This is a genomic window from Photobacterium toruni, from assembly GCF_024529955.1.
In the GTDB taxonomy this organism is placed as follows: Bacteria; Pseudomonadota; Gammaproteobacteria; order Enterobacterales; family Vibrionaceae; genus Photobacterium; species Photobacterium toruni.
Genome location: NZ_AP024854.1, coordinates 134193 through 156511 on the forward strand (window position 1 = coordinate 134193; position 22319 = coordinate 156511).

The window sequence follows — 22319 nt, forward strand, 5'->3', positions numbered from 1 at the left end:
CATCCCCTTGTTAAATAAAAAGCCCGCTCTCAATTTGAAGCGGGCTTTGTGCATTTATGCTGTTAATTAGGATTCGATTACTTTTGCTTCATCAATCAGATCAACGGACTCGGCATTATCATCAGGCAAAATCATATTTAATAAAATTGCGGTAATACCGCCAGCGGCCATGCCTGACGATAAAATACTTTTCACAATTTCAGGTAAGAATTGCAAAATTTCAGGTTTTTGAGCAATGCCTAATCCCATCGAAAAAGACAATGCCATAATTAAAATAGCACGACGATCGAGATGACAGCGAGAGATAATGCGAATACCAGAAGCGGCAATGGTACCAAACATAACAATGGTTGCGCCGCCTAATACGGGCTCTGGAATCAATTGCACCAAATTAGCGACATCAGGAAATAAACCTAATAGCACTAACATTCCAGCCACAAAATAACCGATATAGCGGCTAGCTACCCCTGTTAATTGAATGATGCCGTTGTTTTGACTAAAGGTTGAATTAGGAAAACTGTTAAATACCGCTGCCATTGCTGAATTTAAACCATCTGCAAGCACACCACCTTTGATGCGTTTCATGTACAACGGTCCTTTAACTGGCTGTTCTGAGGTCTCTGAGGTTGCTGTAATATCACCGATAGCTTCTAGTGAGGTAACCGCAAATACAATCATCAATGGTACCAATAATCCCCAATCAAAACTGAGACCATATTGCATTGGCATTGGAATCGCAATTAATGGATTCGCGCTGGTAATATCGGTTTTTATCATTCCTAACAGCCATGCCAATAATGTTCCGGCAGCCATCGCAATAACAATCGATGATACCCGTAAGTAAGGATTTTTAACGCGATTAAGTAACACAATAAAGCCTAATACGGTGCCTGCTAGCATCAAATTATCAAGGCTACCAAAGCTACCGTCGGCAATGGCACTGTAGCCGCCGCCTATAGAGGTCAAGCCAATTTGAATAAGCGTTAAACCGATTAACGTCACTACAATGCCTGATACCAGTGGGGTAATGATACGTTGAGCGTGTTGCAAAATGCGTGAAATAAATACTTCGGTAAAAGCGGCAAAAATGATGGTGCCAAAGATTGCGGCCATCATGGTTTGAATATCTGCTCCACCCGCCTTGAGTGCCAAGCCTGCGCCAATAATTGGACCTAAGAAATTAAAACTGGTGCCTTGAATCGATAGTAAACCAGAACCGATGGGGCCAAAGGTTTTAATTTGAATAAAAGAAGCGATGCCAGAGGCTAGCAATGACATACTGACTATAGTGTTAGTGTCACTGGCGGGTAAGCCAAGTGATTGGCAAATGATCAGTGATGGAGTAATAACGGCGACAAACATTGCGAGTAAATGCTGTGTTGCAGCAAAGAGCGTTTGTGGTAATGGCGGTCTATCATCTAAACGGTAAATAAGATCAGAATTTTTTGGCGTTGCGCTAGTGTGATGCTGGGTCATAGATGATCCTAACTGATTCTCTGATATCCATTATTCGCGCTGAATGGGCGATTGCTTGTGTTGTTGGCGACGATCTGTGATTGCTGTTAGTCAGAACCAAATCAACACTGGCAGAGATTTAAGTGGTGAAATTTTGCCGCTATTGTAATTATCTTTTGGAAAATAGCAATCGTTTGCTTTGTTTTTGATTATTGGGATCGTTAGGTCTAAATATGAAGAGGAAGTGAATCACGGTTAATTACTTTTGGTGGTTATAACCGTGATCAAAGAAGCGTTAAGCGTTTGAGTAATTTTCCCGTTGACCTATCCAACGATCGATAATAGCGCTGGCATTATCAGGGTATTGTTCATGAATATAACGGGCTAATTTTTGAACTTGAGGAATTAAATATTGGTCACGGACTAAATCGGCAACTTTAAAATCAGCAATGCCGGTTTGTTTAGTTCCCAATAATTCACCGGGGCCACGAATTTCAAGATCGCGCTGAGCGATCACAAATCCATCGCTGCTTTCACGTAATACAGCTAAGCGTTTTTGAGCGGTTTTGGTTAGCGGCGCGTGATAAAGCAATACACAATGACTGGCGATCTTACCGCGACCAACCCGCCCTCGTAACTGGTGTAATTGCGCTAATCCAAGTCGTTCTGGGTTTTCAATTACCATTAAACTGGCATTAGGCACATCAACACCCACTTCAATGACAGTGGTAGCGACCAGTAAATCGATTTCACCAGCTTTGAAACTTGCCATAATCGCTTGTTTCTCTTTGGGCTTCATTCGACCGTGGACTAAACCAACCGTCAGATCGGGCAGTAACCGTGTTAACTCATCTGCGGTATCAGAAGCCGCCTGCGCCTCTAATACTTCCGACTCGTCGATTAAAGTACAGACCCAATAGGTTTGGCGACCTTCTTGCTGACATGCAGCGCGAATGCGTTCAATAATTTGTGGGCGGCGGCTATCAGGTAGCGCAACGGTTTGAATGGGTGTTCGCCCTGGCGGTAATTCATCGATCACTGAAGTGTCCATATCGGCATAAGCAGTCATGGCTAAGGTGCGAGGAATTGGGGTTGCGGTCATTACTAATTGATGCGGGTAATAACCATTAGCGGATCCTTTTTCACGCAGATCTAATCGCTGATGGACACCAAAGCGGTGCTGTTCATCGATAATAATCAAGGCAAGGTTCTGAAATACTACTTGGTCTTGAAATAAGGCATGAGTACCAACCACCATTTTTGCGTCACCATTGGCAATGCGAACCAGTTCTTTTTCGCGTGCTTTACCTTTGAGCTTGCCCGCCATCCAACCGACTTCAATTCCCATCGGGTTGAGCCATTGGGAAAAATTCAACGTATGTTGCTCGGCTAATAATTCAGTCGGTGCCATTAATGCCACTTGATAACCGTGCTCAATTGCCCGCAAAGCAGCAAGCGCAGCTACTAAGGTTTTACCTGAGCCTACATCCCCTTGAACCAGACGCATCATTGGTTGGGACTTACTAAGATCTGCTTCAATATCAGCTACGACGCGTTGTTGTGCACCTGTTGGGGTGAAAGGTAAGCTTGCCAGCAGTTGTTGCTTGAGGGTGTCTTGTGGCGCGAATGACCAGCTATGATGTTGCTGACCTTTACTGCGCAGTGCCAGCATTGATAAATTTTGGGCTAACAATTCTTCTAAAATAAGTCGTTTTTGAGCAGGATGTTTGCCTGCATCAAATTGTTCTAATGCAATATCAGCCGTAGGACGATGCATGATCTGTAAGGCTTGGGCAAGGGTCATTTGCTGATCATAAAGACCCGCTGGGAGTAACTCTGTCACCGCCGACTTTGCAAGTAAAGCGAGTGCTTGATCAGTTAAATTACGTAATGTCGCTTGGCGTAAACCGTCGGTGGTGGAATAAACCGGCGTTAACGTTTCTTCAACGCTAAGTGCCGTTGGTTCAGAAAAAAGATGGTAATCGGGATGAATAATTTCAAGTCCAAACTGGCTACCTTTGATCTCGCCATAAGCTTTCACTTGTTTACCATCGCTAAAACTGTTTTTCATTGCAGCATTAAAATTAAAGAACTTTAACGTCACCGAGCCGGTACCATCACCAATTTTGACGGTTAGTATTTTACGTTTGCCAAACTGAATGCTGCAATGACTCACTTCACCTTGAACCGCTAGATATTGTCCCGGTGAAACGCGATTAATCGGCCAAATACGGGTGCGATCCTCATAACGAAGTGGCAAGTGAAACAATACATCTTGGACGTTATACAGCCCAATTTTATGCAGTTTTTCAGCCATTTTGGCGCCGACACCAGCCAGTTCGGTGAGGGCGATAGTATTGAGGAGTTGTCCGCTCATGGTTAGTCCTTGTTAATTACGCTGGTTGTAACAGGGCGTTTGATTTTCTTCGCTTGCATCGCTGCCCACCATTGTTCGTCAGCAACAATTTGTCCTTGCTCATCTAATTGTGGATACGGTAAGTTTTTCTGTTTGGCAACATTAGCTAATACCGGATGACCCCGTTCAAATAAAATACGATTAACCACAGTATCATCAAGTAAGGTAGTGGTGCGATCGTACATGCCCGCATTTTGACGTTGGCGTTGTGCTTCATAGAGAATTAATGCACTGGCAACAGAGACATTGAGAGATTGCACCATGCCGACCATCGGAATAATAATATCTTGATCTGCCAGTGCTAATGCTTCAGCGGTGATGCCATTTTTTTCACCACCAAGAATAATTGCGGTTGGTTTGGTGTAATCAACCTCACGAAAATCAACCGCAGTGGCTGATAAATTAGTGGCAAGTACCTGCATTCCTTGAGCTTTAAGGGCATTAACGGCATTGACCATGGTATCGTGAGTCTCAAGTTCAACCCAGTTACGTGCACCTGCAGAGGTGTGGCTCAATACTTTCATGGCCTCTTTAGGCCACACAGCATGCACTTTATGGACGCCAACCGCATCGGCAGTACGAATAATGGCAGAAACATTATTGGGTTTGTGAACTTCTTCCATACACACGGTGAGATCAGGTTGACGTGTGGCTAAGACTTGATGAATACGTTGAAAGCGATCAGGGGTCATACAGTTAGGCTATTTGCGAGAATAAGAATAGAACTATAATAATATGGATTGGCAGTCAAATACACAAAACGCCCATAAGTGGGCGTTTTATTAATATTATCAACAGCTCATTAGATCAATGATGTTAATTTTTTTGGCGAGCGACTCGTACTACATCTGGCATGATACGAATACGACGCATAATATTGGCCAAGTGCACACGACTCTTGGTTGTTAAGCGAACAGTAATTGTATATAACCGACCATCTTTTTCTTCGGTCGATAGACCTTGAATATTTGAGCCAGTAGCTGCGATAGTATTGGTTAAATCAGCCAATGCACCTTGATGGTTTTGCATGTCGACTTTGAGATTGGTAACAAATTCTTGCTCAAAATCTTCGCTCCACTCAACCGCCATGTACTTATCGGGTTCTTTTCGATAACCACGAATATTGGCACATTCTTCACGGTGAATAACCAAGCCTTTGCCTGGGCTAACATGAGCCACAATCGGATCACCATGGATCGGATGACAACAATTTGCAAAGGTCAGTAAAATACCATCAGCACCTTGAATAGGTAGTCGACGATCGCTATTTTTAGCCGTTAGTTCGTCAGCGTTACCTAATAATCGGCGCGCAATAACCACGCTCATTAGCTCACCTAAACCAATCTCCGTCAGTAAATCATCAATGGTTTCAAGTTTAAGATCGCTTAAGACTTTAGTGATATTTTCAGCAGCAATAATCTGCATACTCACGCCACCTAGCGCATGATTAAGTAATCGACGACCAAGGGTAATGGATTCATCACGACGCATGGTTTTTAACACTTGGCGAATTTTAGTTCGCGCGCGTGAGGTCACCACATAGTTAAGCCATGCTGCATTAGGTCGAGCACCGGGGGCGCTGATAATGTCGATGGTTTGACCATTTTTCAGTGGCTTACTTAATGGGTAAGGCTGACGATCAACGCGAGAGCCAACGCAGGTATTACCAATATCTGTATGAACGGCATAGGCAAAATCAACCGCGGTTGCACCGACAGGTAATTCAACAATACGGCCTTTGGGGGTGAAAACATAAATTTCATCAGGGAAAAGATCAGATTTTACGTTTTCGATAAACTCAAATGAGCTTCCCGCACTTTGCTGCAGTTCAAGTAGGCTTTGCATCCAACGTTGAGCTTTAATTTGGGCGGTGGTACCTGGAGCTTCACCGTCTTTATAAGTCCAATGCGCGGCAACGCCTTTATCTGCCATTTGATCCATGTCTTCAGTACGAATCTGAACTTCAACAGGGACGCCATGCGGGCCAACCAGAGAAGTATGCAGCGACTGATAGCCATTGGCTTTAGGAATGGCGATATAATCTTTCATACGGCTTGGGCGAGGCTTATACAGGTTATGTACCTGACCCAAAACGCGGTAGCAAGTATCAAGATCGTTGACTAATACGCGAAAAGCATAGATGTCCATGATCGAATGAAAGCGCTGTTCTTTATTCTTCATCTTGTTGTAGATAGAGTATAAATTCTTTTCGCGGCCAGATACTTCTGCTGCTATTCCCGCATCATTAAGGCGACCCTCAATTTCAGCGTGAATTTTATTGATCATTTCTTTACGATTGCCACGGGCAGCTGCAACGACCTGTTTTAGGACGCGGTAGCGGTTGGGATATAACGCTTCAAAGCCAAGCTCTTCAAGTTCGGATTTAATGTTATGGATACCAAGGCGGTGGGCAAGCGGAGAGTATATTTCAAGAGTTTCACGAGCAATGCGGCGGCGTTTATCAGGACGTAAAGCCCCTAACGTGCGCATGTTGTGAGTACGATCGGCAAGTTTGATTAGAATTACGCGAATATCATGTGCCATTGCCATGATCATTTTACGAAAATTCTCAGCTTGTGCTTCTTTGCGATCGCGGAATTTTAATTTATCAAGTTTAGAGACGCCATCAACCAATTCGGCAACTGTATCGCCAAAGCGGCAGGCTAAATCCTCTTTAGTGACCTCGGTATCTTCAATCACATCATGCAGCAGCGCTGCCATCAGTGCTTCAATATCAAGACGCATTTCCGCCAGAATACGGGCAACCGCAACGGGATGGATAATATAAGGCTCGCCTGTTGAACGAGTTTGGCCTTCATGGGCGTCGCGAGCAACAAGATAAGCCTGTCGAAGCACCTCAAGTTGAGGCTTCGACAGGTACTTGGTTGCGACTTCTTTCAGGCTATCAAAAAGATACAATGCCTGGTTTCCTGATTAACGGTGATTGTCGCCAGCAATAGCACTTACCGCAGCTAATTCAGCTGCTTCTTGCTCTTGCAGTTCCTGACGCTCGCGAGCATCAAGGATATCTTTAGTAATTAGGCCTTCTTCGATTTCACGAAGTGCAATTACTGTGTATTTGTCGTTTTCTTCAGGAACCAATGGATCCTTACCGCCGGTTTGCATTTGACGTGCGCGGCGAGCAGCAATTTGGATCAGATCGAAACGGTTGCCAATTTTATCAACAGCGTCTTGAACGGTTACGCGTGCCATGGAGGACTCCAGTGGTTATTAAATTAGGAATAGAAAATTGTACAAAATAACTTACTGATCTGCTAGTAGCGCAGTCAACATGCTTCTATATTTAGCAGTTTGCTTGTCTTGCTTCAATCGTTCTGCACGAATAATTGCTTTAAAGTCAATTAATGCGACATCGAAATCGTCATTAACGATCACATAATCGTATTCGTTATAGTGTGAGATCTCTGAACGAGCTTCTTCCATACGGCGGGCAATAACAGCTTCGCTGTCTTGACCACGAGTATTAAGTCGACGCTCCAGTTCCTCTTTTGACGGAGGTAGAATGAATAAGCTTTTAGCGGCAGGCATAAGTTTGCGAATTTGACGCGCACCTTGCCAATCGATATCTAAAAAGACATCAATGCCTTTATCTAATTGCTGTTCAATCCAAGGACGTGAAGTACCATAGTAATTACTAAACACTTCGGCATGCTCAAGGAATGCCCCTTGTGCTACTAAGTCAGTAAATTCTTCTACGCTAACGAAATTGTAATGAACGCCGTTTTCCTCGCCCGGGCGCATGCCACGAGTCGTATGGGACACGGATACTTTCATGTCATAGGTCGGGTTAGTTTCAAGAAGGGCATTAATCAAACTTGATTTACCAGCACCACTTGGGGCCGACACGATGTATAGAGTACCTTTGCTCATTGCCTATTTTCACTCAGTGATAGAAGGGCGCGAAGATTATCACGATCTGCGCATAATTGAAATTAGCTGATTGCTTGAAAATTCATCTTTTTATTATGTCAACCCAACTTAAGCCTAGCTGGCTTTGATGATCTTTCACAATAAAGCTAAATTTTCAAACTACTTTCCAAGCTGATATAGCATCAGCTTGGAAGGCTTGAGTAAGAAATAATTACTCGATATTTTGAATCTGTTCACGCATTTGTTCGATTAATACTTTCAGTTCAACCGCAGATGCAGTGACGTCAGTATTGATCGATTTTGATGCCAATGTGTTTGATTCACGGTTAAATTCTTGCATCATAAAATCAAGACGACGGCCACATGCACCACCTTTAGCGAGAATTTTATTGGTTTCTTTTACGTGTGAATCAAGGCGATCAAGCTCTTCGGCAACATCACTTTTTTGTGCCAGCATGATCAATTCTTGCTCTAGACGGTTACTATCTAGATCAACTTTAGCTTCGTCAAGACGCGACATAATACGTTCGCGTTGCCACACCATAATTTGTGGCATTAATGTGCGCACTTTGATTGCTTCTGCTGAAATTGCCGCTAAACGATGGTCGATCAACTGTTTCATGTTGTCGCCTTCGCTTGCACGAGCAGCAATAAAGTCGTCCATAGCAAGCTCAAAGCCTGCTAATAGATCTTTATTTATTACATCTAAATCTTGTTCGGGTGCTTCCATCACGCCGGGCCAGTTAAGAACCTGGAATGGACCAATATTACCTTCACCAGCGGTTTCTGTTACCCAACGCGCCGCATGAATCACTTGTTTAGCTAAAGCTTCATTGATGGTGAGTTCAGTATTGGCAGCCGTGTTAGCCTCATAACGAAGGTTACATTCAACTTTTCCGCGAGCTAAACGCTTACGAAAACGCTCCCGCAATACTGGCTCAAGGCTACGGAATTGCTCGGGCATACGAATGTAAGTTTCAAGATAACGTTGGTTTACTGAGCGGATTTCCCACACAGCAGTACCCCAGTCGCCTTTTATTTCGCGACGGGCATAAGCAGTCATACTATGGATCATTGGCTTGTGACCTTTTAGTTATAATGGTTTCGACGGCGAGACTGAGCATATTCAATGGTAAGTCTGGTCTGTTAATAACGATAGCGGTGCGTCGTAACCGAGTTCTACCATTATATGCGAAATCGCCCATTGCGGGCTACTGTTGTAAATGCAAAACAAGGTTGAAGCTATCATTATGACGGTGGTTTTCTCGTGCACTGGGATTGAGATGTCGCTATAATCGCCGATTAATATCATCCAGCCAAAGGGAATCCCCGATGCGTCCAAGCGGAAGAAGTGCCACTCAGGTTCGTCCAATTACAATTACTCGTAACTATACAGCCCATGCTGAGGGTTCAGTATTGGTTGAATTTGGCAACACTAAAGTAATTTGTACTGCCAGTGTTGAAGAAAATGTGCCGCGTTGGCTTAAAGGTAAAGGCCAAGGTTGGGTGACTGCAGAATATGGTATGTTGCCGCGCGCAACGCATACCCGTAACCGTCGTGAAGCCGCAAGCGGTAAGCAAGGCGGGCGCACCATGGAAATTCAACGTCTGATTGCGCGTAGCTTACGTGCTGCGGTTGATTTGAAAGTGCTTGGTGAGCAAATGATCACCGTTGATTGTGATGTGATTCAAGCTGATGGTGGTACACGCACTGCTTCTATCACTGGCGCAATGGTGGCATTGGTTGATGCGATTAATTACATGCTTGAAAAAGGTATGATTAAGAAAAGCCCGCTTAAAGGGATGGTCGCTGCTGTGTCGGTTGGTATTTATAAAGGTGAGCCAATTTGTGACCTTGAATATCTTGAAGATTCTGCTGCCGAAACTGACATGAATGTTGTCATGACAGAAGAGGGTAAGATGATTGAAATTCAAGGGACCGCCGAAGGTGAGGCATTCAGTCATGAGGAATTGCTGGCAATGCTCGCGTTAGCCAAAGACGGCATAACCGATATTATTTCGATGCAGAAACAAGTATTAGAAAATTAATTATTGAGCGGCTCCTATTGGAGCCGCTTTTTTTTATCTAAATTTTATGGGCTATAAGCATAGTCATAATTTTTAGCAACAACAGTTTTACACTCTCAGTAGTGTAAAGGTTGTTTTTATTTCAACATTGTAAAACACGAAAGTCGTTTAAGGAGCCACAATGAAAGCATATCAGCGTCAGTTCATCGAATTTGCCCTAGAAAAAGGCGTATTGAAGTTTGGTGAGTTCACTCTGAAATCCGGCCGTAAGAGTCCGTATTTCTTTAATGCGGGATTATTTAATACTGGTCGTGATCTTGCGCGTCTAGGCCGTTTTTATGCTGCCGCATTGGTTGACGCCAAGCTTGAATTTGATGTGTTGTTTGGCCCTGCGTATAAAGGGATCCCAATTGCAACGACGACGGCAGTCGCACTAGCAGATCACCACGATATTGATACACCTTATTGTTTTAATCGCAAAGAAGCGAAAAACCACGGTGAGGGAGGTAACTTAGTCGGCAGTGAACTAGAAGGCCGCATTATGTTGGTTGACGATGTGATCACCGCAGGTACGGCAATTCGTGAATCAATGGAAATTATTAAAGCTAATGGTGCTGATTTAGCGGGCGTATTGGTTGCGATTGATCGTCAAGAAAAAGGTCAGGGCGAATTATCTGCGATTCAAGAGGTTGAGCGTGATTTTGGTTGTGCGGTAATTTCAATTGTATCGCTAGGTGATGTGGTGACTTATTTAAGTGAACAAGCAGGTATGGAGCAGCATCTAGCCGCTGTAACGGCATACCGTGTTCAATACGGTGTTGAATAACCGTTTAATTAGATAGCTATTATAAAAAAGCGAGGGTCAATAGACACTCGCTTTTTTTGGTGCTTTTTATCGTGTGGTTTATCGGTTTGGTTAACCTAACTGACCACTAAGCAATTGCCAGTAATCGTCAAAGTTTTCGGTTGGCTTATATTTGAAGTTTGAACGAACATAACGACTTAGGCTGCCTTCTACTTGACCAAGTAACTGGGCGGCTAAAATGGATTCCTCAATAGGAAAGCCTTTGCCTTCACGCAATTTGCGCTCTTTAAGGATTTGACGTAATTGTGATTCAACGCGCTCAAATAACTGATTAATGCGTGATTGTAAGCGATCTTGTTCAAACATCAGTGCGTGACCTGTCATGATGCGACTCAGCCCAGGATTACGTTCACCAAACATTAATATCAGTTGCAGTACCATACGCAGACGAGTAAGGGTGTCTTTTTCGTCATCAAGAATACGGTTTATACGGGTAGTAATTGAATCTTCGATAAATTCAATCAGGCCTTCAAACATCCGTGCTTTACTTGGGAAGTGGCGATAGAGTGCAGCTTCCGAGACCCCAACATTAGCCGCCAGCATTTTGGTGGTAATACGTTGGCTTCCTTGATTTGATTCCAACATATGAGCAAGACACTGAAGTATCTCTTCGCGGCGATTGCTTTTTTTGGTGCCAGCCATGAATTATCGTTCCTTTGCAAAATGAGACTGCCCATGGACAGCATGAAACTCGCTTATCTTAGCGATGACATTGCGTTGTGAAAAGCGATCGATGGTAAATGTATGCAGTTTATCAGCAAAAAAAGCGCAACCTTCAATAGTTGCGCTTTGTGCTTGATCGTTATCGGTTATTTTATCATCAAAACTATCCTATACATCAACCGTATAGTGGAATTGATTGATTGCGATAGTATTATTGACGACCTGAGTGACCAAAGCCACCTTCACCACGCTGACTTGCATCGTCAAAATCAGTCACAATATTAAACTGCGCTTGTACTACGGGTAGGAAAACTAACTGTGCAATACGATCACCGGGTTCAATAGTGAAAGTTGTATCACCACGATTCCATACTGACACCATTAATTGACCTTGATAGTCTGAATCGATTAGACCAATAAGATTACCTAAGACGATACCATGTTTATGGCCAAGACCTGATCGCGGTAAAATCGTTGCCGCTAGATTTGGGTTGCCAATATGAATGGCTAAACCGGTGGCGACTAAATGAGTTTCTCCCGACGCGACGGTTAATGCTTGATCAAGACATGCACGTAAATCAAGCCCTGCTGAACCTGTTGTTGCATATGCAGGTAATGGAAATTCTGTTCCAACGCGAGGGTCAAGAATTTTAAGATCGATAGTATTCATAATAATGCTCTAGTGCGTGGCGTGTTGATAAAGGGCGACAATTTCGGTAATTAATTGCTGGCCAAGATCGGCTTTAGTGGCTAATGGTAATGCTTTATCACCGTTAGGCCAGTATAAATGTAAGGCATTAGTGTCGCTATTAAAGCCTTGGCCTTGAACTGAGACATCATTGGCACAAATAAGGTCGAGATTTTTAGTGGTTAGTTTACCACGAGCATAATGCTCTACATTTTGAGTTTCAGCAGCAAAGCCGACAGTGAAGGGACGCTGTTCTGTTAGTGCTGCAATAGAAGCCACAATATCTGGATTCTTCACCAGTTGAATCACCATTTCTTCATTACCAGCCTGCTTTTTCATTTTTTGCGTTGCAACTTGTGCTGGACGGAAATCGGCTACTGCAGCGCAGGCAATAAAGATCTGACTCTTTACTGCATAAGTTAACGCGGCTTGTTGCATTTCAATAGCGCTATTAATATCAATACGGGTGACACCAGCAGGTGTTGCAAGATTAACTGGACCGCTAATTAAGGTCACGTTAGCACCACGTTTAGCGGCGGCTTCTGCAATAGCAAATCCCATCTTACCTGAACTGTAATTACTTAAGTAACGCACTGGATCTATCGCTTCACGGGTAGGTCCTGCGGTGATCATAATAGTTAGACCACTAAGATCTTCTTGATGGAAGAACGCTTCACAATGGTGGACGAGTTGCATCGGTTCTAACATTCGCCCTGGACCAACATCACCACACGCTTGTTCACCGCTAGCCGGTCCCCATAAGGTCATTCCTCGACGCTGTAACGTCGCCAGATTCTCTTGAGTCGCAATATTACGGTACATCTGTTGGTTCATTGCCGGAGCGACTGCAATTGGAGCGTCAGTGGCTAGACACAGCGTTGAGAGTAAATCATTCCCCATGCCCGCACTGATACGGGCAATTAAATCTGCAGTTGCAGGAGCTAATAAAACCAGGTCAGCCCATTTAGCTAATTCAATATGGCTCATAGAGGCTTCAGCAGAAGGGTCTAATAAGCTACTTGCAACGGGATTACCTGACACCGCTTGCATCGTTAACGGAGTAATGAACTCTTGTGCAGCTTTGGTCATTACGACTTGGACTTGTGCACCGCGTTCGATTAAACGACGAGTAAGCTCTGCGCATTTATAGGCAGCGATACCGCCGCTAATGCCGAGAAGGATTTTTTTTCCTGCCAGTGTTTGCATGGTTTTGCCTGTGTCTAGAAGCCAGTAAATTTGGCAGACACGATAGCATCAAACGTATAAATGGTCATTGTCTGCAACTCATCGTTTTATCTTTAGAGGTGATCATGGCAAGGTTCTGGCGTTGTAACCTGAGCCATTAATCATAAATTTTGGAGGTGCTTTCAAGGAACTTTGGTTGTTAGGTTGTATAAAAGCGATAGCCTGTTTTGCTAGTGATTGTTCAATATCGGAGGGAATATGTCGCTTAAGCAATTGCCATTAGCATCACGGCCACGAGAAAAATTATTATCTCATGGTAGTCATGCGCTAACAGATGCCGAATTATTAGCCATTTTTTTGCGTACGGGCATTAAAGGGATGAATGCGTTGGAACTGGCGACGTATTTATTACAAGAATTTGGTTCATTGCGAGCTTTGCTGGCGGCAGATAAAGAGACTTTTTGTCAGGTTAAAGGTTTGGGACCAGCAAAATTTGCACTTTTACAGGCAGTTTTGGCGATGGGTGACCGATATTTAGAAGAAATTTTAAAAAAAGATAATGCGCTCACAAACCCACAAAATACTCGCCAATATTTAGTTAAAAAATTACGCCATAAACAGCGCGAAGCCTTTTATATCCTATTCCTAGACAATCAGCACCGCGTGATTTCAGGTGAGGTATTATTTGAAGGAACACTCGATTGTGCGAGCGTTTATCCACGTGAAGTTGTAAAAAGATCGTTAGAACTTAATGCAGCCGCGTTAATTTTAGCGCATAATCATCCATCAGGCGTTGCTGAACCTAGTCAGGCTGACCATCGAATAACCCGCAAGATCAGCGATTCGCTGGCTTTAGTCGATATTCGTGTTCTGGATCATTTTGTTGTCGGTGAAGGGGATGTTATTTCCTTTGCTGAGCGCGGTTGGCTATAAAATAGACAATTTTCGAAAAAAAAAGTGAGAAAGGATCTGCTCGGGACTTGAGCAACTGGTTTTGACTTAGTATAATGCGCGACCTTTGATAGCTGTGGTTATATGTAAAATTGAATTTTACATTAAATTTCCATGGTAGATATCGAGCGAAACGATTTGGAGAAGACAGTAATGTCCCGAGTATGCCAAGTAACTGGTAAGCGTCCTGTAACGGGTAACAACCGTTCACACGCACGTAATGCCACCAAGCGTCGTTTTCTGCCGAACCTGCAAATTCATCGTTTCTGGGTAGAAAGCGAAAAACGCTTCGTTAAACTACGTCTTACTGCTAAAGGTATGCGTATCATTGATAAGAAAGGTATTGATGCCGTTCTTGCAGAGATGCGTGTCCGCGGCGAGAACGTTTAGAGGAATTTGAACAATGGCTAAAGGCATTCGTGAGAAGATCCGTCTAGTATCATCAGCTGGTACAGGCCACTTCTACACTACCGACAAGAACAAGCGCAACATGCCAGGCAAATTTGAGATCAAGAAATTTGATCCAGTAGTTCGCCAGCACGTGCTTTACAAAGAAGCTAAAATCAAGTAATTGATTTTTAAATCTTTGATAAAAACCCAGCCTAGCTGGGTTTTTTTATATTTAAAATTCGGTATTCTTTTCCTACTTTCCTACTTTCCTACTTTCCTACTTTCCTACTTTCAATATTCTTGAATATTCTTTAATTAATTTATCATGATGAAACAATAACGTAATGGCTGGTTGTTATTGCTGATGGCAATGTTATCTTAACTAGCATAAGTAAATGCGCATAGGAGCGCCTGAGAATGCGGTTAACGCGACGGGGATGGAATAACGTTATCATTATTGGTGTTTTGGCTTTTATCGCTGTTATACGGCTTCCAGAGCTTATTCGTGAACGGTTGGCTATAACAACGTCCTCGATACCAGCATCAGCAGTAATTCCATTATTTGCCTCTGATCGTATTATTCGACAGCTATTGTTACCAACAATAGCGTTGCAGCATTCTGCGGCGGGTTGGAAGAGCCAGCCTTCACTTGGATCTGATATCGCAGCCTTTGTCAGTCGCTGGCAAACATTGCAAGGAACTAAAGTGAGTGCTGAGCAGCTATTAGTATTAAAAAAACAATTGCTCGTGCCACATACTGTAGAAGCGTGGTTTATCGGCCAGCCACAACCGCAACGGATCACCGCATATCAATTATCACATTTTTGGCTATTCAATAATGGTGCAGGGCAATGGCTCGCTGTAACGGTTGATTCTGATTTTCTATTTCCGCCATTATCGTCAAAACAATAATAATTATTGGAGCAAGATGAAAGATGCCTGAATTACCTGAAGTTGAAGTCACGCGAATGGGGATCACTCCACATGTTGTTGGGCAAACGGTAACTGAAATCATTATTCGTAATGGTCGTTTACGATGGCCGATCCCTGATGCAATTAAAAGCATCGAAGGTCAAGTGATTCGAAAAGTCACACGACGGGCAAAATATTTATTATTAGAAACAGATATTGGCTATGCGATTGTCCATCTTGGTATGTCGGGTAGTTTACGTATTTTACCTGCGGGCTCTGCTGTAGAAAAACATGATCATGTCGATGTGGTTTTAGGCAGTGGTGAAATTCTACGTTATAACGATCCTCGTCGCTTTGGCGCATGGTTGTGGCAACCTATAGGGGAAAACCATTCTGTGTTAGAGAAAATGGGCCCAGAGCCGCTCTGTGACGATTTTAATGTGGATTATTTAGTTGCGAAGGCCAAAGGAAAGCGTAAAGCGATTAAATTACTGATCATGGATAATCACATTGTGGTTGGGGTCGGTAATATTTATGCCAATGAATCACTCTTTGCGGCAGGTATTGATCCACAGTCTCCCGCAGGAAAAGTCTCATTTCTAAAATTACAGTTATTGGTCAGTGAAATTAAGACGGTACTTAAAAAAGCAATCGCTCAAGGCGGCACAACGTTAAAAGATTTTAAAAATGCCGATGGTAAGCCGGGCTATTTTGCTCAAGAATTACAAGTTTATGGCAAAGGGGGGCAACCTTGTCCGCGTTGTAGAGAGCCTTTAATCGATATAAAACTCGGCCAGAGAGCCACTGTTTTTTGTGGTAAGTGTCAGGGTTAAAATAAATAGTTATTCGTTTTTAGTTAACGATAGGTTCACTTTTTTTGATCAAAAATAAGCATAAACATTGTTATTATTATCATATGATTTATGAAAATAGTTAATGGTTTTTCAATATATTAAGGACTAAAAATGAAGTATTTAGTGACCGGCGTTGCTGGTTTTATTGGTAGCGCGGTTACTGAGCGTTTATGTGCCCAAGGTCATCAAGTGATTGGTATTGATAATCTTAATGATTATTATGATGTCGCTTTGAAGCATGCACGTTTAAACCGGATTGCTCATTCTAATTTTACGTTTGTTGAAATGGATCTTGCAGATCGCGATGCAATCGCAAACTTGTTTTCTGAACAAAAATTTAATCGAGTGATCCATTTTGCAGGTCAAGCTGGTGTTCGTTATTCAATAGATAATCCAATGGCTTATGGTGATAGTAACTTAATTGGCTATTTGACTATCCTTGAAGGTTGTCGTCATCATAAAGTAGAGCATTTTATTTATGCATCATCTAGTTCTGTGTATGGTTTAAATCAAAAAATGCCTTTTGATACTGCTGACAGTGTTGATCATCCAGTATCTTTATATGCGGCAACTAAAAAAGCCAATGAATTGATGGCACACAGTTATTCTCATCTTTACGGTATTCCAACGACAGGATTGCGTTTCTTTACTGTTTACGGTCCGTGGGGCCGTCCAGATATGGCGTTGTTTAAATTTACCAATGCGATAATGGAAGGCAAAGAAATTGATATTTATAACAATGGCAATATGAGCCGCGATTTCACTTATATCGACGATATTGTTGAAGGTGTTATGCGTATTCAGGATGTGATCCCACAGCCTAATGCTGAGTGGACAGTTGAAGCTAATTCATCAGCAACCAGCTCTGCACCATACCGTATTTATAATATTGGCCATGGTAGCCCGGTTAAATTAATGGATTATGTTGAAGCTTTGGAAGAATCGTTAGGTATTGAAGCAAAGAAAAACTTTATGCCAATGCAACCCGGCGATGTTTACATGACGTATGCTGATACTGACGACTTATTTGCAGCAACTGGTTATAAGCCTGCGGTTGAAGTTAAACAAGGCGTGCAGGCTTTTGTTGATTGGTACCGTGAGTATTACAATAAATAAGTTAATGATAATTTGAGTCAGAGAGGGAGTTAATACGCTCCCTTTTTTTGATTATAATTGAGTAAATTTAGCCAACAAAGCTTGTGTTATCATTGGATCAACAAACTGACTCACATCCCCCTTATGTAATGCGACTTCTTTAACAATGGTTGAAGAAATAAATGAATTTTCTTCAGCTGGCGTTAAAAAGACCGTTTCAAGCTCAGGCATCAAACGACGATTCATATTAGCGAGTTGAAATTCATATTCAAAATCGGACACCGCTCGTAACCCACGTACTAAAATATTAGCATTGTGCTCTTTGGCAAAATTTACAAGTAGACCTGAAAAACCAACAATTTCAACATTGGTTAAATGGGCTGTAATTTGCTGAGCCAGCTCTACTCGCTCTTCTAAACTGAATAACGGCTTTTTGCTAGGGTTGAAAGCGACACCAACAATGACATGATCAAACATTGCAGCTGCGCGCTCGATAAGATCAAGATGACCGTTAGTGATTGGATCAAAAGTGCCAGGGTAGATAACGCGAGTTGTCATAATGGGTTACTTATTTTGGTTGTGAATTTAATATTACAGGTGATGATTTAAGCACACTATCTAATTTTTCTCTGACCATCGCAACACTAATTTGCGGCATGATATCGCTCCCTTTGACGCGAGCTCCCCATGGTAACTCACCTAATGGTTTTCCGTAATGTTGTTCTGCGACTTGTTGATAAACACTAACAGTATATGGCTGTGATAAATATGGTCCAGTGCGCGCTGGATTGCTATGGCCATAAAGTCCAATTACAGATGTATTTTGGGTGGTTGCTAAATGTGCAGGACCTGAATCTGGCGCGAGCACAACAGTTGCGGCACGTAATAATGCTGTAAGCTGTAATAGGGTGGTTTTACCTATTAAATTTATAATTGGTGCCTTACTAAGGCTAATAATGTGTTGACCTAATTGTTGCTCACGCTCCGTGGGTGAACCGCACAATATAACGGCCAAACCTTTAGTTACCGCATAATCTGCAATAGCGGCATAGCGTTCTGGAAGCCAATTACGTTCATCTTTACTGGCCGCAGGTGAGATCACTAATGTTGGTTGTTGAATATATTGTTCAGCAATACTGTTATCTTCAGCAGTAAGTGGAATATTCCATTCTGGCGCAGAAAAGGGAACACCAATGTAACGCGCAAAATCAGCCATATTATCGAGTACATGAACACTGTCAGTATTGGGTAAGTGCTTATTAGTAAACAACCATTGGCCTTCTTTGGTGCGATTTTTACTAAACCCAATACGATACTTAGCTTTAATACCTAAAGATAGTACACTTGCACGTAGGGCAACTTGCATATCTAACAGCGCATCGAAACGGTATGATTTCAGTTGTTGCCAAACCTGTTTAATGCCATGCCAGCCAGCTTTTTTATCAAAACTGATCACCTTAATATTGGGTAAGGCATTGATTAGCTGAGCCTCAACTTTACCAGCAACCCAAGTGATTTCAGTCGTTGGCCACTGGTGTTGGATAGCTTGAACAACCGCAATCGCATGGCATACGTCACCAATAGCTGATAAACGTAAAATACAAATTGAACGTGGTGGCGTTGAGAATAGAGCCATGAGATTACCTTATTAAAAGTGGTCGGTGAATTATGCCGCTAGCCATTGAAATTGTAAAATATTCAACAATAAATGCGAGAGAGGCTGTAGTGCAGGAAATTATCAGTAACAACCAGGCTATTTGGTTTGATAGCGATTATCTAAGTGCAGATCCGCATGGTTGCTTTGATATTGAGTATTGGCGTCAGCGTGATGCAGTTATTGGTTCCGCCGAGGGGCGTGGTACAACATGGTTTGTTGCCGATGAAAAACTGGAGATGGCATTACGTCATTATCATCGTGGTGGGCTGTTTGCTAAAGTGAATAATGACAGCTATTGGTTCTCTAATTGGCATACCACTCGCAGTGGGGCAGAGCTCGCATTATTAAAATTATTACGTGATGGTGGGGTTAATGTGCCACGTCCCGTAGCTGCGCGTGCAGTTAAAAAAGGTCTGACATATAAAGCGGATATTTTGGTGGAGAAGGTTGCTAATAGTCGTGATTTAGTGGCATTGCTACAAAGCCACACCGTCGCGGCAACAGTGTGGCATGATATTGGTGAAATAATTGGTAAAATGCATGATTTGCAAGTCTGCCATACCGATTTAAATGCTCATAATATTTTATTAGACGATAGTCAGCGCCCATGGCTGATTGATTTTGATAAATGTGATTGTCGCGACGGCGATGATTGGAAAGTCGAGAATTTAGCACGTTTAAAGCGCTCTTTTCTCAAAGAAGTCGATAAACGTGCGATTAAGTGGTGCGAAGATGATTGGATTGCTTTGTGTGATGGCTATGCACATAAAAATCAACTTCGTATTACCATCAGCTAAGCGTTAATCATCGGCTAAGTAATGGCTAATATTGGTAATAGTTTTCTTCACTGCACCTTGGTTTTCAAGTACGATCTTTTGACCCTGTGCGCCCATTTTTTGTTGGCGCTCGGGATCATTAAATAAGATTATGATTTGTTGTGCGAGTTGGTGACTATTTTGACAAATTTCAATTGCACCTGCAGCCAATAGTTGTTGAGTAATATCTTCAAAATTATAAAAACTTGGGCCGGTAATGGCTGGTTTCGCCACCGCTGCTGGCTCTAATAGATTATGTCCACCCACTTTTTCACCAACTAAACTTCCCCCCATAAAAGTTACATCAGCAGTAGCCAGCATGACTAACATTTCTCCCATCGTATCTGCGAGGTATAATTGAGTGTTCGCTTTTATTGGTGTGGTGTCAGTACGGCGATGGACTTGTAAACCGCGATCTTGCCCGAGTTTAGCCACACTATCAAACCGTTCAGGGTGGCGAGGCACAATAATTACCATCGCATTAGGATATTGTTGAAGCACTGTTTGATAGGCATCTAGTACTTGTTCATCTTCACCTTGATGAGTGCTCGCTGCGACAAAAATCGGGCGTTGATTACCGAGTTGTTGGCGCAGTTGATGTGCTTGCTCAAAAACAGTGTCAGCAATACTGATGTCATATTTGATAGAGCCCGTTACCGTCACCTGATTTTTTTGAGCACCAATGGCAATAAATCGTTGGGCATCATCATCATGTAAACATAGAATTTTATCTATTTTATTGATTAATTGGCGAGTAAAAAAACTAAACGATTGGTAGCGTTTTGCCGAACGTTCGGATAAGCGTGCATTAACAATGATCGTCGGAATTTTTTGGTGGTGAACACAGCTTAATGTATTGAGCCATAATTCTTTTTCAACGATAAGCAATAATCTTGGCTTGATTGTTTTTAAAAATCCACGCACACACCACGAAAAATCAATTGGCATATAACGATGTTCAACTAAGTCACCTAATTTAGCCACTTGCTCAGCGCCAGTGCTGGTGGTAGTTGTCACTACAATAGCTTGTTCAGGATAGCTTTGTTTAAGTGCTTTGATAACAGGTACGATCGCAATAGCTTCACCGACTGATGCTGCATGGATCCAAATAGGAGCTGTAGTAGGCGTGAGTCGAGGGGTCAGGCCGAAATGTTCTTTCCAACGAGTACCAAAATTGGGTTTGCCAGGTTTGGTTCGGTACAGTCCCCATAATAAGATGGGAGCCGCTAAAGCTAATAGTAGGGTATAAATAACGCGAACTAGCATGAAGGCTCTACCTGTAACAGTAAAACTCTATTATAACCAGCAATCAAAAATCTTACAGCTTGATGATTCTGCGACTAATTAAGGTAGAATGTTTTTATCTTTTATGGACAAAGAGCACAACGATGACTCATTCACCTCGGCGGTACTTAATGTATATCGCTCAAAATTATTCATTTGCTATTTTACGACCTTTACAACAAGCGATCTTAAAACAAGGTGGGCAAGTGTGTTGGTTTTTTGAGGGGGATGATGTCGATGGTCGTTTTTTACATGAGAATGAGCAACGATTAACCTCTGTTGCTGAAGTTAAAGCTTGGCAGCCTAATGCTGTTTTTGTACCGGGAAATGTTGTTCCACGTTGTATTCCTGGTTTGAAAGTTGGTGTTTTTCACGGTTTTAATGCTGGAAAATTAAATCGTCGTGGCCGAGAGGACCATTTTGAAATTCGTGGCTGCTTTGATTTATATTGTACTCAGGGGCCAGATACCACGGCAAGGTTTGCGCAATTGGCTCAGCAATATGGTTTCTTTAAAGTAAAGCAAACAGGTTGGCCTATGCTTGATCCATTATTTACCAAACCTGAATCGAACCCATATTGTACGATAGATGATCCTCGACCAACGGTGTTGATGTGTTCGACATTTTCACGCAATTTGACATGTGCACCTCATTTATATGACACAATCAAGGCATTGGTTGCTACTGGTAAATGGCGCTGGTTAGTGCAGTTTCACCCCAAGATGGCATCTGAAACGGTAGCAAAATATAAAGCGTTGCAAGGGCCAAATTTAACATTTGTAGAAACAGATAACGTGATCCCTGTGTTGCAGGCGGCTGATGTTATGTTATGTGATACCTCATCGATTTTGTTAATGTTTTTACTACAAGGGAAGCCCGTTGTTACCTTTAATAATCAACATCCGCTACCCCATTTGTTGAATGTTACTACCACTAATGAAGTGGAACCAGCGCTCAGTGAGGCATTGACTTGTCCTACGGATTTAATGGCTAATATTCAACACTATTGTCAGCAAATTCACCCTTATCAAGATGGGTATTCAAGCGAGCGGGTTTTAGCTGCAACGAATGCATTGCTTGATAATGGCTTACTCGAACTTAAATCTAAACCGCTTAATATCGTACGTGAGTTTAAAATGCGAAAGAAGCTTGGTTATTGGGGATTATAAA

At 42.5% G+C, this 22319-nt stretch carries 23 protein-coding genes; 10 read left to right on the forward strand and 13 right to left on the reverse strand.

Annotation, left to right across the window (positions count from 1 at the left end; translation table 11 throughout):
• Window positions 1-66 precede the first annotated feature (66 nt).
• From OC457_RS00635 to OC457_RS00665, 7 genes are all read right to left on the reverse strand, one after another.
• Complete coding sequence (locus tag OC457_RS00635; protein WP_080174301.1) at window positions 67-1476, reverse strand: uracil-xanthine permease family protein; 1410 nt, start codon at window positions 1474-1476, stop codon at window positions 67-69.
• Between the two features lie 274 nt (window positions 1477-1750).
• Window positions 1751-3832, reverse strand: coding sequence for an ATP-dependent DNA helicase RecG (gene recG / locus OC457_RS00640; RefSeq protein WP_080174302.1), 2082 nt, complete (start codon window positions 3830-3832; stop codon window positions 1751-1753).
• Window positions 3833-3834: 2 nt separating this feature from the next.
• Window positions 3835-4563: a tRNA (guanosine(18)-2'-O)-methyltransferase TrmH gene (gene trmH, locus OC457_RS00645; protein WP_080174303.1), complete on the reverse strand. Its 729-nt coding sequence runs from the start codon at window positions 4561-4563 to the stop codon at window positions 3835-3837.
• A 124-nt stretch (window positions 4564-4687) separates the two neighbouring features.
• Window positions 4688-6790, reverse strand: coding sequence for a bifunctional GTP diphosphokinase/guanosine-3',5'-bis pyrophosphate 3'-pyrophosphohydrolase (gene spoT / locus OC457_RS00650; RefSeq protein WP_080174304.1), 2103 nt, complete (start codon window positions 6788-6790; stop codon window positions 4688-4690).
• A 15-nt stretch (window positions 6791-6805) separates the two neighbouring features.
• Window positions 6806-7084 carry a DNA-directed RNA polymerase subunit omega gene (gene rpoZ, locus OC457_RS00655; RefSeq protein WP_080174305.1) on the reverse strand — a complete coding sequence of 93 codons (279 nt, stop codon included), beginning with the start codon at window positions 7082-7084 and terminating at the stop codon, window positions 6806-6808.
• A 51-nt stretch (window positions 7085-7135) separates the two neighbouring features.
• Complete coding sequence (gene gmk / locus OC457_RS00660) at window positions 7136-7762, reverse strand: guanylate kinase (RefSeq protein WP_080174306.1); 627 nt, start codon at window positions 7760-7762, stop codon at window positions 7136-7138.
• Window positions 7763-7973: 211 nt separating this feature from the next.
• Window positions 7974-8837: a YicC/YloC family endoribonuclease gene (locus tag OC457_RS00665; RefSeq protein ID WP_080174307.1), complete on the reverse strand. Its 864-nt coding sequence runs from the start codon at window positions 8835-8837 to the stop codon at window positions 7974-7976.
• 257 nt (window positions 8838-9094) lie between these two features.
• Between OC457_RS00665 and rph the strand changes: the two genes are divergently transcribed.
• Window positions 9095-9811, forward strand: a complete 717-nt coding sequence (rph, locus tag OC457_RS00670; protein ID WP_080174308.1) for a ribonuclease PH — start codon at window positions 9095-9097, stop codon at window positions 9809-9811.
• A 160-nt stretch (window positions 9812-9971) separates the two neighbouring features.
• Window positions 9972-10616: an orotate phosphoribosyltransferase gene (gene pyrE, locus OC457_RS00675; RefSeq protein WP_080174309.1), complete on the forward strand. Its 645-nt coding sequence runs from the start codon at window positions 9972-9974 to the stop codon at window positions 10614-10616.
• Between the two features lie 90 nt (window positions 10617-10706).
• Here pyrE and slmA read toward each other — a convergent pair whose 3' ends face one another.
• From slmA to coaBC, 3 genes are all read right to left on the reverse strand, one after another.
• A complete protein-coding gene (slmA, locus tag OC457_RS00680; protein WP_080174310.1) occupies window positions 10707-11297 on the reverse strand; it encodes a nucleoid occlusion factor SlmA in 591 nt (196 codons plus the stop codon).
• Between the two features lie 232 nt (window positions 11298-11529).
• Window positions 11530-11988 (reverse strand): dUTP diphosphatase, encoded by a 459-nt coding sequence (gene dut, locus OC457_RS00685; RefSeq protein ID WP_080174311.1) that lies wholly within the window; start codon window positions 11986-11988, stop codon window positions 11530-11532.
• Window positions 11989-11997: 9 nt separating this feature from the next.
• Window positions 11998-13212, reverse strand: coding sequence for a bifunctional phosphopantothenoylcysteine decarboxylase/phosphopantothenate--cysteine ligase CoaBC (coaBC, locus tag OC457_RS00690; RefSeq protein ID WP_080174312.1), 1215 nt, complete (start codon window positions 13210-13212; stop codon window positions 11998-12000).
• Window positions 13213-13449: 237 nt separating this feature from the next.
• On the opposite strand from coaBC, the gene radC reads away from it, so the two are divergent.
• From radC to OC457_RS00720, 6 genes are all read left to right on the forward strand, one after another.
• Window positions 13450-14124, forward strand: a complete 675-nt coding sequence (gene radC / locus OC457_RS00695; RefSeq protein ID WP_080174313.1) for a RadC family protein — start codon at window positions 13450-13452, stop codon at window positions 14122-14124.
• 171 nt (window positions 14125-14295) lie between these two features.
• Window positions 14296-14532 carry a 50S ribosomal protein L28 gene (gene rpmB / locus OC457_RS00700; protein WP_262054066.1) on the forward strand — a complete coding sequence of 79 codons (237 nt, stop codon included), beginning with the start codon at window positions 14296-14298 and terminating at the stop codon, window positions 14530-14532.
• 13 nt (window positions 14533-14545) lie between these two features.
• Window positions 14546-14713 (forward strand): 50S ribosomal protein L33, encoded by a 168-nt coding sequence (gene rpmG / locus OC457_RS00705; protein ID WP_005371942.1) that lies wholly within the window; start codon window positions 14546-14548, stop codon window positions 14711-14713.
• A gap of 236 nt (window positions 14714-14949) precedes the next feature.
• The gene (locus OC457_RS00710; protein ID WP_080174314.1) at window positions 14950-15444 is read left to right on the forward strand and encodes a hypothetical protein; all 495 of its coding nucleotides are present in this window, start codon (window positions 14950-14952) and stop codon (window positions 15442-15444) included.
• Between the two features lie 23 nt (window positions 15445-15467).
• Window positions 15468-16277, forward strand: a complete 810-nt coding sequence (gene mutM, locus OC457_RS00715) for a bifunctional DNA-formamidopyrimidine glycosylase/DNA-(apurinic or apyrimidinic site) lyase (protein WP_080174315.1) — start codon at window positions 15468-15470, stop codon at window positions 16275-16277.
• 132 nt (window positions 16278-16409) lie between these two features.
• The gene (locus tag OC457_RS00720) at window positions 16410-17414 is read left to right on the forward strand and encodes an NAD-dependent epimerase (protein ID WP_080174316.1); all 1005 of its coding nucleotides are present in this window, start codon (window positions 16410-16412) and stop codon (window positions 17412-17414) included.
• Between the two features lie 51 nt (window positions 17415-17465).
• Here the strand turns inward: OC457_RS00720 and coaD are convergent, their stop codons facing one another.
• Entirely contained in the window at window positions 17466-17951 is a 486-nt protein-coding gene (gene coaD, locus OC457_RS00725; RefSeq protein WP_080174317.1) for a pantetheine-phosphate adenylyltransferase, read from the reverse strand.
• A gap of 10 nt (window positions 17952-17961) precedes the next feature.
• Complete coding sequence (locus OC457_RS00730; RefSeq protein WP_080174318.1) at window positions 17962-19029, reverse strand: glycosyltransferase family 9 protein; 1068 nt, start codon at window positions 19027-19029, stop codon at window positions 17962-17964.
• A gap of 89 nt (window positions 19030-19118) precedes the next feature.
• Between OC457_RS00730 and OC457_RS00735 the strand changes: the two genes are divergently transcribed.
• A complete protein-coding gene (locus tag OC457_RS00735; protein WP_080174404.1) occupies window positions 19119-19847 on the forward strand; it encodes a 3-deoxy-D-manno-octulosonic acid kinase in 729 nt (242 codons plus the stop codon).
• 3 nt (window positions 19848-19850) lie between these two features.
• On the opposite strand, the gene waaA is transcribed toward OC457_RS00735, so the two are convergent.
• Entirely contained in the window at window positions 19851-21131 is a 1281-nt protein-coding gene (gene waaA, locus OC457_RS00740; RefSeq protein ID WP_080174319.1) for a lipid IV(A) 3-deoxy-D-manno-octulosonic acid transferase, read from the reverse strand.
• Between the two features lie 149 nt (window positions 21132-21280).
• On the opposite strand from waaA, the gene OC457_RS00745 reads away from it, so the two are divergent.
• Window positions 21281-22318: a CDP-glycerol--glycerophosphate glycerophosphotransferase gene (locus OC457_RS00745; RefSeq protein WP_210436074.1), complete on the forward strand. Its 1038-nt coding sequence runs from the start codon at window positions 21281-21283 to the stop codon at window positions 22316-22318.
• The last annotated feature ends 1 nt before the right edge of the window (window position 22319 follow it).